This is a genomic window from Bacillus sp. MT(2024), from assembly GCF_036362845.1.
Classification (GTDB): domain Bacteria; phylum Bacillota; class Bacilli; order Bacillales; family Bacillaceae; genus Bacillus; species Bacillus velezensis.
In genome coordinates this window covers 3,130,858-3,147,824 of the sequence record NZ_CP143632.1, presented here as the reverse complement: position 1 = coordinate 3,147,824, position 16,967 = coordinate 3,130,858, and the positions used below count along the sequence as shown (strand labels likewise).

The following is a 16,967-nucleotide window of genomic DNA, read 5'->3' as shown; positions in this document are numbered from 1 at the left end:
AAATGGCCTATGACGTAATTGTAAAGGGTGCGAAAGCTGTGCGAAAAGGCGGGACAGAGCGGGCCGATATCGCCGTCAAGGACGGGAAAATCGCATTGATCGAGCCCGGCATCGACGAAAACGCGGACCAAGTGGTGCAGGCAGACGGCATGTATGTGTTTCCGGGCGCGGTCGATTGTCACGTGCATTTCAATGAACCCGGACGCGAAGAATGGGAAGGCATTGAAACCGGCTCAAACATGCTTGCTGCCGGCGGCTGTACGGCATATTTTGACATGCCGCTTAACTGCATTCCTTCGACGGTAACTGCTGAAAACCTGCTGGCAAAGGCGGAAATCGCCGAACGGAAGTCAGCGGTTGATTTTGCGCTTTGGGGCGGTTTGATGCCCGGGTATACCGAACATATCCAGCCGATGGCAGAAGCGGGGGCAATCGGGTTTAAAGCGTTTCTGTCTAAATCGGGAACGGATGAATTTCAATCAGCCGATGAACGGACTCTTTTAAAGGGAATGAAGGAAATCGCGGCGTGCGGCAAGATTTTGGCCCTGCACGCAGAAAGCGACGCTCTCACCCGATTCCTTGAAGCCGAGTACGCGCTCCAAGGGAAAATTGATGCCCGCGCTTACGCTTCCTCTCGTCCGGAAGAAGCCGAATGCGAGGCTGTGCAGCGGGCAATTGAATATGCAAGAGCGACGGGATGCGCGCTTCATTTTGTACATATCAGCACGAAACGGGCCGTGCTCTCCATTCAGCAGGCGAAAAAAGACGGGTTGGATGTCACCGTTGAAACGTGTCCGCACTACTTATTATTCAGCTTTGAAGACTTCCTCAAAAAAGGGGCGGCCGCCAAATGCGCTCCGCCGCTCCGCTCAGAGGCTGATAAAGAGGAATTGATCGGGGTTTTGGCTGAGGGCCTGATTGATATGGTGTCTTCGGATCATTCTCCCTGTCATCCGTCTTTGAAACGCGAGGATAATATGTTCCTGTCGTGGGGCGGGATCAGCGGAGGCCAATTTACGCTTCTCGGCATGATTCAATTAGCGATCGATCATGGGATTCCGTTTGAACATGTGGCCCGATGGACGGCCGAAGCACCTGCCAAGCGCTTCGGTTTAACGAATAAAGGCCGGCTTGAAGAAGGATTTGACGCTGATTTTGCCATTGTCCGGCCGGAACCTTTTACCGTCACAAAAGAAACGATGTTTTCCAAACATAAGCAAAGCTTGTATGAAGGCCGCACCTTTCCATACCGAATTGCTGCGACCTACAGCAAGGGACGCTGTGTGTACCAAGATGGTCGTAAGCAGAGCGGGGCTTTCGGAACATTTCTGAAGCCTTCTGAAATAAAAGAGCCGATTCTCTGAGGAGAATCGGCTTTTTTTGTCGTTTGGAAAGCGGGTCTCGTGGTATCTTTTTATAAAAAGGAGTAAAACACATTGTATGATCAAATCTTGAACATATTAACGGCATCCTGGTCGCGCAAGACCAGTACAAAATGGACGGAAGATTGCCCGGCCAAAGGCCAGTGCGGCGTGACGGCTTTAGTCATCCAAGATGTTTACGGCGGTGACATTCTCAAAACAAAAACCGGCACAAGCTGGCATTTTTATAATCGAATAGACGGGGAGATATATGATTTCACGAGCAGTCAGTTTTCAGAGCCGATCGTCTATCAGCACATTCTTTCTTCCAGAGATGAGGCATTTTCGGACACCAATGAACATCAGTACCGGTTCCTGAAAAGTGCATTCAGAAAAAACATGGAAACGGAAAGAGAAAAACACCTGTGATAAACTAGAATGAGAGGTGAAGGATTGTGATTTATATCGGACTGACGGGGTGGGGGGATCATGACAGCATCTATCCGCCTAAAACAGCGGGCCCGCAAAAATTGCAGGCGTATTCCTCCCATTTTCCCATCGTTGAGCTGGACGCGAGCTTTTACGCGATACAGCCCGCCCGCAATAACGAAAGATGGGTCAAAGAGACGCCGGAATCTTTTCAATTTGTCATTAAGGCATATCAAGGAATGACGGGTCATCAGCGCGGCGATATTCCCTTTGAATCGAAGGAAGAAATGTTTGAGGCGTTTAAGCTGTCATTATCGCCGTATATAGAGCATGGAAAGCTTGCCATGGTGCTGTTCCAATTCCCGCCGTGGTTTGACTGCAAGAAAGAAAACGTCGCATATTTAAGATGGTGCAGGCAGCAGATGGGGGATATCCCGTGCGCGCTTGAATTCCGCAACCGGTCTTGGTTTTCCCCGCCATTTTACGAGCAGACCCTTTCCTTTATGAAGGAGGAAGGCTGGATTCACAGCATATGTGACGAGCCGCAAATCGGCGAGGGCAGCATTCCGACCGTCCTAAAAGCAACGGATGAAGAAAAAACGCTTGTCCGTTTTCACGGACGGAACAAGCAGGGCTGGATCAAACCTGACGGCGGACAAAACTGGCGTGAGGTCAGATATTTATACCGCTATAACAAACAGGAACTCAAAGATTGGAAAAACAATCTTCAGGAGCTGAAAAAGCAGTCGCGCAATCTGTATGTGCTCTTCAACAATAACTCAGGCGGAGACGCCGCCGATAACGGGCTTGAGATGCTTGAAATGTTAGATATCTCATATACCGGGCTTGCTCCGAAGCAGCTCGACCTATTCAGCTAGAAAAGAGGTTTCAAGACACATGTCTTATCTTATTTTGATCATATTGGGATTTATCGCAGGAACGGTCGGCAGCCTGATCGGGCTTGGGGGAGGAATTATCATCGTGCCGGCGATGCTCTATTTAAGCACGATGACTCCGTTTTTCCATGACGTAACACCGCAGACTGCCATCGGCACGTCCCTTTTGGTGATTATTTTTACGGGCCTGTCATCAACTCTGGCCTATATGAAATATAAAACTGTTGACTACAAAAGCGGACTGATCTTTTTTATCGGTTCCGGCCCGGGAAGCATCATCGGCTCGTATTTGTCTAAACTTTTTAATGCGCATACGTTTTCCGTCTGGTTCGGACTTTTTATGATTTTGATTTCTATTACATTAATGCTGAAGGCGAAAGCAAAACCGGTCAATAAAGCGCATAAAGGCATGATCCGGACTTATGAGGATGAATCGGGTGAGCTTTATACATATTCGTACCGTATTTTTACCGGTATCGCCATTGCCTTTTTCGTCGGTTTATTGGGCGGTCTTTTCGGCATCGGCGGCGGCTCTCTTATGGTTCCGGCCATGATGCTGTTATTTTTGTTCCCGCCGAAAGTGGCTGTGGCGACGTCAATGCTCATTATTTTCTTATCCTCCGTGACGGGTTCCGTGTCACATATCGCAGAAGGCCATGTCAATTGGCTGTATGCGCTGTGCCTCGTTCCGGGCGCGTGGTTCGGCGGCAAAATGGGCGCGTGGGTCAATAAGCGGGTGCAGACGAAAACGATCGTGCTTTTCATGCGGGTCGTCTTGATTTTGATCGGCTGTGAATTGATTTATCAAGGGATATTCAGCTAAAAGGTAGGAGAGATGGTATGTTAGAGAAGCTCCGTTTATATCATACGAATGATTTGCACAGCCATTTCGAAAATTGGCCGAAAATCGTACATTATATTGAGCAGAAGAGAAGTGAGCATGAAAAAAACGGGGAGGAAACACTCGTATTCGACATCGGCGATCATATGGACCGATTCCAAATGATAACGGAAGCGACCTTCGGCAAAGCGAATGTCGACTTGTTAAACCGTCTTGAGATTGATGCGGCTGCCGTCGGGAATAATGAAGGAATTACGCTGCCTCACGATGAGCTGGCGGGTTTATATACTCATGCCGCGTTTCCCGTCATTGTGTCCAACCTGTTTGACGCGGACGGACATCGGCCGGAATGGGCCAAGCCCTACGTGATCAAAACGCTGAAAAACGGGATGACCGCCGGCATACTCGGCGTCACGGTGCCGTATTATCCCGTCTATCAAAAACTCGGCTGGACGGTGACGGATGCGGAAAAAAGCATTCAAGAATCACTTGACGATATCAAGGACAAAGCGGACATCATCATTCTGCTTTCTCATTTAGGCCTGATCGATGACCGGGCCGCAGCGGAAAAATTTCCCGATATCGATGTCATTCTTGAATCACATACGCACCATCTTCTTGAGGACGGACAGGACATAAACGGCGTATTGCTTGCATGTGCGGAGAAATACGGGAACTATGTCGGCTGTGTCGAGCTCACGATAGAAAGTGAATCACGAACCATTGTCAGCAAACAGGCATCTGTACAGAAAATGGCTGATTGGCACGGAGAATCTGAAGATACGGCGGCTTTTCTGAAAGAGAAAGAACGGGAAGCGGAAAACCTGCTCTCCGTACAAGTCGCCAATCTGAATGAAGAAGCCGGCGTGAAGTGGTTTGAGGAATCGCCGCTGCCGCTTCTATTAGCCGAAGCGCTGAAAAGCTGGTGCGGCTGTGAAGTCAGCATGGTGAATTCAGGCGTCATTTTGGGGCCTTTACAGAAGGGGCCTGTCACAAAGCTTGACCTGCACCGCATCTGCCCTCATCCGATCAATCCGGTCGCCGTTCGTCTTTCAGGCAGGGAACTCCAGGAAACAATCAGCCAGGCCGCCTCGGAACAAATGGAGCAGCTGCGGATTAAAGGCCTCGGCTTCCGCGGGGAAGTGATGGGCAGGATGGTATATGCCGGAGCGGAGGCAGAGGCCGGCATTCTTGAAGACGGTGTGACGCATCTCCTCAATGTGAAAGTGAACGGAGAAGAGGTGGATCCGGAGCGGATATACTCGGTTGCCGTTCTCGACATGTTTACACTCGGAAAGCTGTTCCCTTACATCCGCGATTCAAAAGAAAAACAATACTTTATGCCGGAGTTTTTAAGAGATCTGCTCGCCTGGGAGCTCGCGCGGCAAGCATAATGTCAGATATCCGCCGGCCGTTCCATCTCATTCGAGTGAAGGTAAGCTTGACTTTTTAAGAGTAAAAATAAAATACTATGTCCCCCCTTACAAGCATACATTGTGATATGTAAGGGGGGATTTTTCTTGCCTAGATACCGGAGCGCTCTTCGCAAGAGAGGGCCTTTGCCTTTTCGATATGTGCTTCTTCTGTCGTTTGCTTTTTTTATCATATCGACGGTCATCAGCCTCTGGATGATCAACTCCTCAATCAAACCGGTGCTGATGAACATAGGAGAAATGGAAACCAAACGGGTGGCGACAGAGGTCATTACGGAATCCATTGAAGAATACATGTCTCACAGCGACAATGTGAAAGATATGATCGATATGAAAACGGATGAAAACGGAAAAGTCACAACGATGGATTTTAATACACAAATGGTCAACAGTATGAAGGCGAAAGTGACAAAGCAGCTTCAGGCTCATTTGAAGGAAGCGGAGTCGAACAATAAGCAGCATGAAACGGAAAAAGGCGCGAAAACGGCCGATGAAATTATGATTAACATCCCTTTAGGGCAGGTCACGGGAAACAGCATTCTCGGAAATCTGGGGCCGAAAATCCCCGTGCGCTTTAACCTGATCGGTGATGCGTTAACTGATGTGAAAACAAAAATAAAGCCGTACGGCATTAACAATGCCCTGATCGATATCAGTATTTTTGTGGAAATTAAGGTAAAGGTTATTATCCCGTTTGCCAGTAAAACATCAGTCGTGACAAATAATATTCCGGTCTCCATTAAAGCGATTCAAGGAGAGGTGCCGCAGTTTTATAACGGAAGCGGCGGATCAGGTGTGACGCCTTCCATTCAGCTGCCGAATGAAAAACAGAAGAAAGATAAATAAAAACACACAGCCGCAATCTTTCCTGGCGGCTGTGTGTTTACTTTTTCCTGCGGATTTCTTTTCGCTCCCATGCCCTTAAATGGGGATACGGGTCAAAAGACCATTCCGATCTGCCGTTATCTTTATACATCCCGTAGTGAAGATGCGGCGGAAATTTTCCCGCGGTGCCCGGCGGTCCGTATCCGGAACTGCCGACAGAGCCGATCACTTCTCCGGGTTTGACGATCTGGCCTTTATGCACACCTTTTGCAAAGCCGTTCAGGTGAGCGAAGTAGTGATACGTGTTATTGATATCCCTGATGCCGATTCTCCAGCCGCCGAAACGGTTCCAGCCCTTCATTTCAACAATACCGTAGCAGGTCGATCTGACGGGGAGCCCGTAATGGGCGAACAGATCCGTTCCTTCGTGAATCCGGCGACCGCCGAAACCCCGCGCGGCACCCCATGTGCTGCGGTAGCTGTAATCCGTCTTCACGGGAAGCGGAAAAGCGTGCTCTCCGAGATCAAGGCGGCCGAACGTTTTAAACAGTGTCATGAATTCGGTGATAATGCCGACCGTCTGATCACGGCGGTAATAATTCCAGAGGCCGATGCGGATATGGTCAAGATCCGTTCCGAATCCCGCTAAATACTGTGCAAATGTATAAAGAATATCCTCATCATTGCTGACCTCGGCTTTTCCGTCGCCGTCGCCGTCCAGGCCGATCCCGTCAAATACTTTAATGCTGAGGGGCGCCTCGTCCTTAGGATTTGGATTTTCAGGCCCGCTCCACAAATGATCCGGAATATAAATGCTGATGATTCCCGCTTTTTCCGGCAGATCCTTTCGGTTCGAGCGGACATTTTCTTCATATTGATCAACCGCCGCAAGCACATACCAAGGAATCTGCGTGACTGCTTCGGCTTTGCGGTACAACTGCATCCGTTCGCCGTAAACAGGAGCCGATTGTTCTTTCCCGCTTGCAGCCGGACAGAAAAATGATAAAAGGAGAAGAGCAGATAACAGAACTTTCACAACATGATCTCCTTTCAGGATTAATACAAATAGTTTGCGGCAACAATCCGAGAAAATGTAAGTAATTCTCTTCCCTTGTCGAGAAATTTTTCCTATGTTAAAGTGACTATTGAATAGAAATCTGCAAGTTTTATATCCATCGTGAAATAGAAATTTTTCGCACACGAACATGAATAAAGGGATAATGGAGATGATGGGGAAATGGCAAAGAAAGACGAGCATCTGAGAAAGCCGGAATGGCTCAAAATAAAGCTGAACACGAATGAAAACTATACGGGTCTGAAAAAATTAATGCGTGAAAATAATCTGCATACCGTATGTGAAGAAGCAAAATGCCCGAACATCCATGAATGCTGGGCTGTCAGACGTACGGCGACGTTCATGATTCTCGGTTCCGTCTGTACGAGAGCATGCCGCTTCTGCGCTGTCAAAACGGGTCTGCCGACTGAGCTGGATCTGCAGGAACCGGAACGCGTAGCTGATTCGGTTGCACTGATGAACTTAAAACACGCCGTCATCACGGCCGTGGCGCGTGATGATCAGAAAGACGGCGGAGCAGGCGTCTTTGCGGAAACTGTCCGGGCGATCCGCAGAAAAAGCCCGTTCACGACAATTGAAGTGCTGCCATCCGATATGGGCGGAAATTACGACAACCTGAAAACATTAATGGATACCCGTCCTGATATTCTGAACCACAACATTGAAACCGTGCGCCGCCTGACACCGAGAGTCCGCGCCCGTGCAACATATGACCGTTCTTTGGAATTCTTGCGCCGTGCGAAAGAAATGCAGCCTGACATCCCGACGAAATCAAGCATTATGATCGGTCTCGGCGAAACGAAGGAAGAAATTATTGAAGTGATGGACGACCTGCTTGCGAACAATGTCGACATCATGGCGATCGGCCAATACCTGCAGCCGTCGAAAAAACATTTAAAAGTCCAAAAATATTATCATCCGGACGAATTTGCCGAACTGAAAGAAATCGCGATGCAAAAAGGCTTCAGCCACTGTGAAGCAGGCCCGCTTGTCCGTTCTTCCTACCATGCGGATGAACAAGTGAACGAAGCGTCTAAAAAACGCCAGGCCCAAGCATAAGATAAGCCGAAAAAACCCAAAACGCCGCAGGTTTTGGGTTTTTTGTGATGGAGCCGTCTGTGCAGGGAAAAAGTCATTCTTGAATAAGGATCGTCAGAACCGCTACACTGGATATAAAAGGGGAAAATTTTTCCGTCCGTCAGAACCGTCTCATTTTGCAATTGATGGACAGAAGTCAATGAATTATGATAGTAAAGAGTGATAAAAGAGGTGAAGACATGATTCTTATTCAAAATGCCGAGTTTGAACTCGTACACGATTTTAAAAACGGCTTTAATGAAGAAGCGTTCAAAGCCCGCTATTCGGACATATTAAATAAATATGATTACATTGTGGGAGACTGGGGATACAGTCAGCTGCGGCTCAAAGGCTTCTTTGATGACCAGAATCAAAAAGCAACCTTTGAAACGAAAATCAGCACATTGGACGAATACATTTACGAATACTGCAATTTCGGCTGCGCGTATTTTGTTTTAAAACGAATCAGAAAATAATTGATGCAGAAGGGGATGCTGTCACGTGTATTTTGTTGACAGAAATAATATCGAACATACACTCCGTTTTTTTGAGACCCAGCTGGCGCTGTTTGACAGCACGCCTGCATGGCAGAGCGAAATCGAAAAAAGGGCGCTTGAGCGGATCAGCCATCTTATGATCGAATGCATTCTCGATGTCGGAAATGATATGATTGACGGCTTTATCATGCGCGATCCGGGGAGTTATGACGACATCATGGATATTCTGACGGATGAAAAGGTGGTAGCTGAGGATGAAGCGAATAAGCTCAAGCAGCTGATCTCTTCCAGAAAGCGGCTGGTTCAGGAATATCAGCAAGCCGATCACCAGGAATTGTTTACGCTGATCACGTCAAACAGGGATGTGCTGAAAGCCTTTCCGGCCCGTGTAAGAACCTACCTGGAAACAGAATTAGGGCCTGTTTCCGCATTTAAATAACAACGAGTTAGAAAATCCACAGGAGTGTTGAGTATGAAGGATTATAAAGGATATTTGATAGATTTGGACGGCACAATGTACAACGGGACGGAAAAAATCGAAGAAGCGTGTGAATTCGTGAGAACGCTTAAAGCGCGCGGCATTCCGTATTTATTCGTGACGAACAATTCTTCCCGGACGCCGAAGCAGGTGGCGGACAAGCTGATGAGCTTTGACATTCCGGCATCTGAAGAGCAGGTCTTCACGACGAGCATGGCGACTGCGCAGCATATCGCCCAGCAGAAAAAAGACGCGTCGGTGTATGTGATCGGCGAAGAAGGCATCCGCCAGGCCATTGAAGAAAACGGGCTGAACTTCGGAGAAGAGAACGCGGACTTTGTCGTTGTGGGAATCGACCGCGGCATTACATATGAAAAGTTGGCAACGGGATGCCTTGCGATCAGAAACGGCGCCCGGTTCATTTCAACAAACGGCGACGTCGCCATTCCGACTGAAAGAGGGCTTTTACCAGGGAACGGTTCGCTCACATCCGTTTTGACGGTGTCAACGGGCGTTGAGCCTGTCTTTATCGGCAAGCCTGAATCGATTATTATGGAACAGGCGATGCGTGTGCTCGGAACGGATATTTCCGAAACACTCATGGTCGGCGATAACTATGCAACGGATATTATGGCCGGCATCAATGCGGGCATGGATACGCTGCTGGTTCATACCGGAGTGACAAAGCGTGAGCATATGGCAGATTACGATCGGAAGCCGACATATGCGATTGACTCTTTAACCGAATGGATTGAATATCTATAAAAAAGGGACGGCCATGACGGCCGTCCTTATTCTGTATTTCTGGCGCTGTGGGCAAGCCGGCTTGAAGCCGCTGCTGCGATTGCGCCGACGATATCATCAAGAAACGTATGGCATTCGCCCGTAGATTTATCATTTAAACGCCCGAGAATGCCGGGTTTTTCTTTGTCAATGTAGCCGTAATTCGTAAAGCCGATTGAGCCGTATATATTCACGATAGAGAAGGCGAGCACCTCGTCAACCCCATACAGGCTTTCATCAATCGCCAGAATGGTCTGAAGCGGTTCAGACAGCTTTTTTTGTTCGGCGAGCACATCTAATTCTATTCCCGTTAAAATGGCGTTTTGCACCTCGCGTTTTGCGATGACACGGTCCACATTGAGCCTGCATACTTCCATCGTCAAATCAGGATGATATTTTTTCTGAAGGAAATACACCAGCTCGGCAATATCGTCCGTCTCAACCCCCCGTTCTTTTAAACGCGTTCTGGCGACAGCTTCCACGTGATTCAGTTGTTCCTTTTCTGACATTTGCTTCACCCAATCTTTTTTTACTAGTTTATACAACACCCTTCCGATGTGTACGATGTTTCTCCACTTGATTCAAAGGATTACAATATGTATTCATAATTCCGCCGGCGTATGACTACGATGTGAATAGCTCTAATTTTTCAGGCAGGTGATTATGATGAAAAGCATCATTAAAGAAAAGTACGGCATCCACGTCAGACAGCTTTCCGTTTATCAGAAATACCAATGCTTCCAGACGCCTAATTCCTTCTTTCTTATTATTCCCGTTTCCGGGTTTTCGCAATCAGAGCTGACGGAGCTTTACTACATGAGTCAGTATTTACAAGAACAAAGTGACCCATACGTTTCAGTGTTTATCTTTACGAAGGAAGGAGAACTGACCTTTGAGGACGAAGGCAAAACGTATGCGCTCTTAAAAGCGCCGATCCCCGTCGCAAACCGGTCGTTTTCTGTCGGAGGGGAGCTTGCCGAATTTCACAGAAAAGGGCGGGGTTTTCCGTACGAAGTGAAAGAAGCGGGCAGGATCGGCCAATGGAAGGACTTATGGGGAAAACGGGTGGATCAGCTGGAATCATTCTGGATGCAGAAAATTCATATGTCTCCGCTCGAACCGTTCGAAAAGAAAATGATCGAAGCATTTCCTTATTATTCAGGCTTAGCGGAAAATGCGATTCAATATTTAGTGGATACGGAGCTGGATGACAATCCCGGCGCAGAAGACTCGGGGACAATCTGCCATCAGCGGATGGAACGGGATACCTGGTCGGAGGAATCATTGATCCGCATTCCGGGCGATTGGGTATTCGACCATGCCGCCCGTGATATTGCGGAATATATGCGCAGCACATATTTGTATCATCGTGACGACTTGCTTAACGAAGGGTTTTCGTTTTTGCAGGAATATGAGCAAGTTACGCCGTTATCCTCCTTTTCCAAGCGCCTGTTTTACAGCCGCCTGCTGTTTCCGCTTCATTTCTTTGAGACGGTGGAGAGCTATTACATTTCTCATGATTCTGAAAAACAGTTTTACGAAGAGCAGCTTGACTACATTCTTGCAGACTGCACCCGCTATGAACAGTTTTTGCAGACATGTCACGACATGCTGAATGTCAGAGCGGCGCAGGTTTTTGTCCCGCCTGTGGCGTGGCTCGGAAAAGGAATCAGTTCGTAAGAAAATATGACGTAAAAATATTTAGAAAATAGGGAATCTTGTCATATCAGTGTGTTAAGCGTTTTCATAGCCGCAGAAACAATATTCAGCCGCTTGTCAAAACAAATGCGGGCTTATATAATATTTGTAACTTAAATGTCTGTGAAGGGTTAACAATTGTCCTTTTCTAGTGGACAAAAGGAAGAAAGGTGGAGTTTCTCTTTGGAAGCAATTCGTATTGGACTGTTAGGACTGGGAACCGTGGGAAGCGGTGTCGTCAAAATTATACAAGATCATCAGGATAAGCTTATGCACCAGGTCGGCTGTCCGGTGACGATCAAAAAAGTGCTGGTTAAAGATATTGATAAAAAACGAGACGCAGACCTGCCGAAAGAAGTGCTGACGACAGAAGTCTATGATGTGATCGATGACCCTGAGGTCGACGTGATTATTGAAGTCATCGGCGGTGTCGAACAGACGAAGCAATATCTTCTTGATGCCTTGAAAGCGAAAAAACATGTTGTGACCGCAAATAAAGATCTGATCGCCGTATACGGGTCAGAGCTTTTAGCCGCCGCAAAGGAAAATGGCTGTGACTTGTATTATGAAGCGAGTGTCGCCGGCGGAATCCCGATTTTACGCACGCTCGAAGAAGGCCTTTCCTCTGACCGGATCACAAAAATGATGGGTATCGTCAACGGAACGACGAACTTCATCTTAACGAAAATGATTAAAGAAAAAAGCCCGTATGAAGAAGTGCTGAAGGAAGCGCAGGATCTCGGATTCGCGGAAGCGGACCCGACCGCCGATGTAGAAGGACTCGATGCCGCACGCAAGATGGCGATTTTAGCCCGTCTCGGCTTCTCTATGAACGTCGATCTGGACGATGTCAAAGTAAAAGGAATTTCCCGGATTACGGATGAAGACATCAGCTTCAGCAAACGGCTCGGCTATACGATGAAGCTGATCGGCATCGCCCAGCGTGATGACAATAAAATCGAAGTCAGCGTTCAGCCGACACTCCTCCCGGATCATCATCCGCTCTCTGCCGTGCATAACGAGTTTAATGCCGTTTACGTGTACGGAGAAGCCGTAGGCGAAACGATGTTTTACGGCCCCGGAGCCGGAAGCATGCCGACTGCGACATCAGTCGTTTCCGATCTGGTCGCGGTCATGAAAAACATGCGTCTCGGCGTAAACGGAAACAGCTTTGTCGCCCCGCAGTTTGAAAGAAATCTGAAGCAGCCGTCTGATATCTACGCCCAGCAGTTTTTAAGAATTCATGTCAAAGACCAGGTCGGCTCTTTTTCAAAAATCACATCAGCCTTCTCAGAGCGCGGCGTCAGCTTTGAAAAAATTCTGCAGCTGCCGATCAAAGGCCATGACGATCTCGCGGAAATCGTTATCGTCACGCATCATACATCGGAAGAAGATTTCAGTGACATTCTGCAAAACTTAAATGACCTCGAAGTGGTACAAGAAGTAAAAAGCACATATCGTGTAGAAGGGAACGGTTGGAGCTAATGTGGAAAGGACTCATCCATCAATATAAAGAATTTCTGCCGGTGACGGATCGGACGCCGGCCCTGACATTGCATGAAGGCAACACGCCGCTGATTCACCTCCCGAAGCTTTCTGAAAAGCTCGGAATTGAACTGCATGTGAAAACAGAGGGCGTTAATCCGACGGGATCCTTTAAAGACCGCGGCATGGTCATGGCGGTCGCCAAAGCGAAAGAAGAAGGCAATGATACCATCATGTGCGCCTCAACAGGCAACACATCCGCGGCGGCTGCCGCATACGCGGCGAGAGCCGGCATGAAATGCATCGTCATCATCCCGGACGGGAAAATCGCCTTCGGAAAGCTTGCGCAGGCCGTCATGTACGGTGCGGAAATCATCGCGATTGACGGAAACTTTGACGACGCGCTGGCCATCGTCCGGTCGATTTGTGAAAAATCACCGATTGCATTAGTGAATTCAGTAAACCCTTACCGGATTGAAGGGCAAAAAACAGCGGCCTTTGAAGTATGCGAACAGCTCGGCGAAGCGCCGGACATTCTGGCGATCCCGGTAGGAAATGCCGGGAATATCACGGCCTACTGGAAAGGGTTCAAAGAATATCATGAGAAAAACGGCACCGGACTTCCGAAGATGCGCGGTTTTGAAGCGGAAGGTTCTGCGGCCATCGTTCGCGGCGAGGTCATTAAAAATCCCGAAACCGTTGCGACAGCAATCCGGATCGGGAACCCTGCCAGCTGGGACAAAGCTGTGCTTGCAGCGGAAGAGTCAGCCGGAAAAATTGATGAAGTCACAGATGGAGAAATCCTTCACGCTTATCAGCTGATTGCCCGTGAAGAAGGCGTATTTGCCGAGCCGGGCTCCTGTGCATCCATCGCCGGTATTTTAAAACAGGTGAAATCCGGTGAAATTCCAAAAGGAAGCAAGGTTGTCGCAGTCTTGACCGGAAACGGCCTGAAAGATCCGAACACGGCTGTGGACGTATCTGACATAAAACCGATCACGCTGCCGACAGATGAGGACAGTATTCTGGAATACTTAAATGGAGCGGCGCGTGTATGAATGAGGCGGAGATGCTGTTTTCCATTACGGTTCCGGGAAGCACTGCCAACTTAGGGCCTGGGTTTGATTCCATTGGGATGGCGCTCAGCAGATATTTGAAGCTTTCCGTTTTCCGAAACGATGAATGGCAGTTCTCGGCGGAAACCGAAACTGTCGCGGGCATCCCTCAAGGAACGGACAACCTCATCTACCAAGTCGCCAAACGGACGGCTGACCGCTATCAGAAAGAGCTGCCGCCCGCCCATGTCAAAGTTTGGAGTGATATCCCCCTTGCGCGGGGTCTCGGAAGCAGCGCGGCCGCTATCGTCGCTGCCATTGAGCTTGCGGATGAGTTATGCGGCCTGCAGCTGTCGGAAAGCGACAAGCTGCACTTAGCCAGTCTTGAAGAGGGACACCCTGATAATGCCGCTGCTTCCCTTGCAGGAGGGCTTGTAATCGGCCTTCACGAAGAAGATGAAACACATATCGTGCGTGTTGCCGAAGCGGATATCGACGTTGTGGCAGTGATTCCGTTTTACGAAGTTCTGACCAGGGACGCAAGAGACGTGCTCCCGAAAGAGCTGCCGTACCGACGCGCCGTTAAAGCAAGCGCCGTCAGCAACCTTCTCGTTGCTGCGATCATGTCAAATGACTGGGCGCTCGCCGGGAAAATGATGAGAAAAGACATCCTCCATCAGCCGTACCGTGCCATGCTTGTTCCTGAGCTTTCAAAGGTGGAACATGCGGCCGAAATGAAAGGCGCTTACGGAACGGCGCTGAGCGGAGCGGGACCGACGATTCTTGTCCTGATTGAAAAAGGAAAGGGAGAAGAGCTGAGAAAGCAGCTTTCTGAGCATTTCCCTCACTGTGAGATTGCGGCGCTTACTGTCCCGTCAGAAGGAAGCGTAATTGAACGGAATCCTTTAGAACAGGTGAAAAGTGTATAATGATAAAAAAGCGTTCTTCCCATCAGAGAAGGACGCTTTCTTTTTCTGGAGAAGGATTTTTATTTAGGGAAGCGAAATAAAAAAGAAAAGGAGGAGAAACGATTTGAAAAAACTCATAACCGAGGAGGACATTGCGTCTCTCGTATCCGTGACAGACCCGCAATATGCCCCTGACGGCAGAAGAGCCGCTTACGTCCGGACAACAGTCAATCATAAGCGGGATTCCTATTCCTCAGCCATTATGGTATATGACACAGAATCCGGCATCTCAAACCCGTGGACTTTCGGGGACGATAAAAATACAAGTCCGCGGTGGTCGCCTGACGGACGGCGCCTCGCCTTTGTTTCTGACAGGGAGGACGGCATCCCTCAGCTGTACATCATCGACGCTGCCGGCGGAGAGGCGGAACAGGCGGCCGATATTCCTTGGGGCGTATCAGATCCGATATGGGCGCCCGACGGCAGATCCGTGCTTGTGTCCGTCAGTCTGACATCAGCGGAGCGCGCCGAGGAGAAAGAAAAAAAGAAGCATGACGAGTATGAGCCGGTTGAGATTCAGTCATTAACATATAAACGTGACGGGAAAGGCCTGCTGAACGGAAGCTGGGCCCAGCTTGTGCTGATTCATCTTGAAACGGGTGAGATTCAGCAGCTGACGGATCATGAAGCGGATCATTATGGCGCGGCCTTTTCACCGGATGGCAGGCAGCTTGCGTTTACCGCCAATTTATGCGAACCGGGTGACGCCGGAAAGCCGAGCGATGTCTATCTGATGAATCTGGCGGACGGAAGCCTGAAGCAGATTACGCCGCACCGCGGTTCTTTCGGTTCCTGCGTGTTTTCACCGGACGGTTCTTATATCGCGATGCTGGGCCATGAGAATGAATTTCGCAATGCGACTTTAGAGAAAGCGTGGCTGTACGACGTGAAAACTGAGCGGCTGTCCTGCCTGACCGATATGCTGGATGTTCATTTGAGCGATGCGCTGATTGCGGATTCAATCATAGGAGGAGTGACGCCCCGGCCGGTATGGGCAAACGACGGGCAGGGTTTTTACGTTCTCGGGAGCGAGCAGGGAAGCACCGGTATTTATTATATCTCGATTGACGGCCTCGTATATCCGATCCGATTAGAAGAAGAGTACGTGAACGGTTTTGCTTTTCATCCCGATCAGAAAAGCTGTATCGCCGCAATTGCCAAACCCGCACAGCCTTCCGAGCTTTACAGCATTTCACTTGAAAATGGGGAAGAAAAGCAATTGACATTTGACAATGATCGGTTTATAGAGGAGCGTATCATATCCGTGCCGGAAAAGCTGCAATATGAAACAAAGGACGGGCTGACGGTAAACGGCTGGTTTTTAAAGCCCGCCGTTTTTGAAGAGGGTCAAACATATCCCCTCATTCTATACATACACGGCGGGCCTCACATGATGTACGGCCATACGTATTTTCACGAATTCCAAGTGCTGGCCGCACAAGGATATGCTGTCGTGTATGTCAACCCGAGAGGAAGCCACGGCTACGGGCAGGATTTTGTCAATCGTGTCAGGGGTGATTACGGAGGCGGAGATTACCGTGATGTCATGCAGGCGGTGGATGAAGCCGTTCAGGCGTATCCGTTTATTGACAGCGGCCGTCTCGGTGTGACAGGCGGAAGCTACGGAGGGTTTATGACGAATTGGATTGTCGGACAGACAGGCCGTTTTAAAGCAGCCGTCACGCAGCGTTCCATTTCAAATTGGTTCAGCTTCCACGGTGTCAGCGATATCGGCTTCTTTTTTACCGACTGGCAGCTCGGACATGATTTGTTTGAGGAAGCGGATAAGCTTTGGGATCGTTCTCCTGTAAAATATGCATCCCGCGTTTCGACGCCGCTTTTGATCCTGCACGGTGAGCGCGATGACCGCTGTCCGATAGAGCAGGCGGAGCAGCTCTTTACCGCGTTGAAGAAACTGAACAAAACGACGTCGTTCATCCGATTTCCGAAAGCTACGCATGAGCTGTCGAGAAGCGGCCATCCCGAACAGCGGATGAAACGCATCCGTTATATTTGTTCATGGTTTGATGACTATTTGTAAAAATAAAAAAACCAGGCTGTCATGC

The 16,967-nt window shown here is 48.9% G+C and carries 17 protein-coding genes; 15 read left to right on the top strand and 2 right to left on the bottom strand.

Annotated features, from left to right (window positions below; translation table 11 throughout):
• Positions 1-2 precede the first annotated feature (2 nt).
• From VP472_RS15705 to yunB, 6 genes are all read left to right on the top strand, one after another.
• Positions 3-1,364 carry an allantoinase gene (locus VP472_RS15705; protein WP_146275443.1) on the top strand — a complete coding sequence of 454 codons (1,362 nt, stop codon included), beginning with the start codon at positions 3-5 and terminating at the stop codon, positions 1,362-1,364.
• Positions 1,365-1,436: 72 nt separating this feature from the next.
• Positions 1,437-1,790: a YunG family protein gene (locus VP472_RS15700; RefSeq protein ID WP_138092886.1), complete on the top strand. Its 354-nt coding sequence runs from the start codon at positions 1,437-1,439 to the stop codon at positions 1,788-1,790.
• A gap of 26 nt (positions 1,791-1,816) precedes the next feature.
• A complete protein-coding gene (locus VP472_RS15695) occupies positions 1,817-2,668 on the top strand; it encodes a DUF72 domain-containing protein (protein ID WP_014418802.1) in 852 nt (283 codons plus the stop codon).
• Between the two features lie 19 nt (positions 2,669-2,687).
• Positions 2,688-3,509 (top strand): sulfite exporter TauE/SafE family protein, encoded by an 822-nt coding sequence (locus tag VP472_RS15690; RefSeq protein ID WP_146275441.1) that lies wholly within the window; start codon positions 2,688-2,690, stop codon positions 3,507-3,509.
• Positions 3,510-3,526: 17 nt separating this feature from the next.
• On the top strand, positions 3,527-4,921 hold the full coding sequence (locus VP472_RS15685) for a bifunctional metallophosphatase/5'-nucleotidase (RefSeq protein WP_146275439.1): 1,395 nt from the start codon (positions 3,527-3,529) through the stop codon (positions 4,919-4,921).
• A gap of 126 nt (positions 4,922-5,047) precedes the next feature.
• The gene (yunB, locus tag VP472_RS15680; RefSeq protein ID WP_146275437.1) at positions 5,048-5,806 is read left to right on the top strand and encodes a sporulation protein YunB; all 759 of its coding nucleotides are present in this window, start codon (positions 5,048-5,050) and stop codon (positions 5,804-5,806) included.
• A gap of 37 nt (positions 5,807-5,843) precedes the next feature.
• On the opposite strand, the gene lytH is transcribed toward yunB, so the two are convergent.
• Complete coding sequence (gene lytH, locus VP472_RS15675; protein ID WP_003151918.1) at positions 5,844-6,821, bottom strand: L-Ala--D-Glu endopeptidase; 978 nt, start codon at positions 6,819-6,821, stop codon at positions 5,844-5,846.
• Between the two features lie 201 nt (positions 6,822-7,022).
• Here lytH and lipA point away from each other — a divergent pair, with 201 nt between their 5' ends.
• The 4 genes from lipA to VP472_RS15655 all read left to right on the top strand — a co-directional run bounded on the left by lipA (position 7,023) and on the right by VP472_RS15655 (position 9,677).
• Positions 7,023-7,919, top strand: a complete 897-nt coding sequence (lipA, locus tag VP472_RS15670; RefSeq protein WP_003151923.1) for a lipoyl synthase — start codon at positions 7,023-7,025, stop codon at positions 7,917-7,919.
• Between the two features lie 218 nt (positions 7,920-8,137).
• Complete coding sequence (locus tag VP472_RS15665; RefSeq protein WP_003151928.1) at positions 8,138-8,413, top strand: YutD family protein; 276 nt, start codon at positions 8,138-8,140, stop codon at positions 8,411-8,413.
• A 25-nt stretch (positions 8,414-8,438) separates the two neighbouring features.
• Entirely contained in the window at positions 8,439-8,873 is a 435-nt protein-coding gene (locus VP472_RS15660) for a DUF86 domain-containing protein (RefSeq protein WP_146275434.1), read from the top strand.
• A gap of 33 nt (positions 8,874-8,906) precedes the next feature.
• Positions 8,907-9,677, top strand: a complete 771-nt coding sequence (locus tag VP472_RS15655) for a TIGR01457 family HAD-type hydrolase (RefSeq protein WP_146275432.1) — start codon at positions 8,907-8,909, stop codon at positions 9,675-9,677.
• Positions 9,678-9,703: 26 nt separating this feature from the next.
• Here VP472_RS15655 and VP472_RS15650 read toward each other — a convergent pair whose 3' ends face one another.
• Positions 9,704-10,204, bottom strand: coding sequence for a phosphatidylglycerophosphatase A family protein (locus tag VP472_RS15650; protein ID WP_070082311.1), 501 nt, complete (start codon positions 10,202-10,204; stop codon positions 9,704-9,706).
• Between the two features lie 154 nt (positions 10,205-10,358).
• Between VP472_RS15650 and yutH the strand changes: the two genes are divergently transcribed.
• The 5 genes from yutH to VP472_RS15625 all read left to right on the top strand — a co-directional run bounded on the left by yutH (position 10,359) and on the right by VP472_RS15625 (position 16,942).
• Entirely contained in the window at positions 10,359-11,375 is a 1,017-nt protein-coding gene (gene yutH, locus VP472_RS15645) for a spore coat-associated protein CotNH (protein WP_162008369.1), read from the top strand.
• Between the two features lie 201 nt (positions 11,376-11,576).
• A complete protein-coding gene (locus VP472_RS15640) occupies positions 11,577-12,878 on the top strand; it encodes a homoserine dehydrogenase (protein ID WP_003151938.1) in 1,302 nt (433 codons plus the stop codon).
• Positions 12,878-13,936, top strand: coding sequence for a threonine synthase (gene thrC / locus VP472_RS15635; RefSeq protein ID WP_146277414.1), 1,059 nt, complete (start codon positions 12,878-12,880; stop codon positions 13,934-13,936). The genes VP472_RS15640 and thrC overlap by 1 nt, the downstream gene beginning before the upstream one ends.
• Positions 13,933-14,862, top strand: a complete 930-nt coding sequence (gene thrB / locus VP472_RS15630; protein ID WP_003151940.1) for a homoserine kinase — start codon at positions 13,933-13,935, stop codon at positions 14,860-14,862. Before thrC ends, thrB begins: the two co-directional genes overlap by 4 nt.
• 103 nt (positions 14,863-14,965) lie before the next feature.
• Positions 14,966-16,942 (top strand): S9 family peptidase, encoded by a 1,977-nt coding sequence (locus tag VP472_RS15625; protein WP_128574660.1) that lies wholly within the window; start codon positions 14,966-14,968, stop codon positions 16,940-16,942.
• The last annotated feature ends 25 nt before the right edge of the window (positions 16,943-16,967 follow it).

Bases quoted from the DNA above. Each gene is read 5' to 3' on its own strand.
- VP472_RS15705 (WP_146275443.1), top strand. From the start codon at position 3: ATGGCCTATGACGTAATTGTAAAGGGTGCGAAAGCTGTGCGAAAAGGC.
- thrC (WP_146277414.1), top strand. From the start codon at position 12,878: ATGTGGAAAGGACTCATCCATCAATATAAAGAATTTCTGCCGGTGACG.
- lipA (WP_003151923.1), top strand. From the start codon at position 7,023: ATGGCAAAGAAAGACGAGCATCTGAGAAAGCCGGAATGGCTCAAAATA.
- VP472_RS15690 (WP_146275441.1), top strand. From the start codon at position 2,688: ATGTCTTATCTTATTTTGATCATATTGGGATTTATCGCAGGAACGGTC.
- VP472_RS15685 (WP_146275439.1), top strand. From the start codon at position 3,527: ATGTTAGAGAAGCTCCGTTTATATCATACGAATGATTTGCACAGCCAT.
- VP472_RS15655 (WP_146275432.1), top strand. From the start codon at position 8,907: ATGAAGGATTATAAAGGATATTTGATAGATTTGGACGGCACAATGTAC.
- VP472_RS15650 (WP_070082311.1), bottom strand. From the start codon at position 10,204: ATGTCAGAAAAGGAACAACTGAATCACGTGGAAGCTGTCGCCAGAACG.
- yutH (WP_162008369.1), top strand. From the start codon at position 10,359: ATGATGAAAAGCATCATTAAAGAAAAGTACGGCATCCACGTCAGACAG.
- VP472_RS15665 (WP_003151928.1), top strand. From the start codon at position 8,138: ATGATTCTTATTCAAAATGCCGAGTTTGAACTCGTACACGATTTTAAA.
- thrB (WP_003151940.1), top strand. From the start codon at position 13,933: ATGAATGAGGCGGAGATGCTGTTTTCCATTACGGTTCCGGGAAGCACT.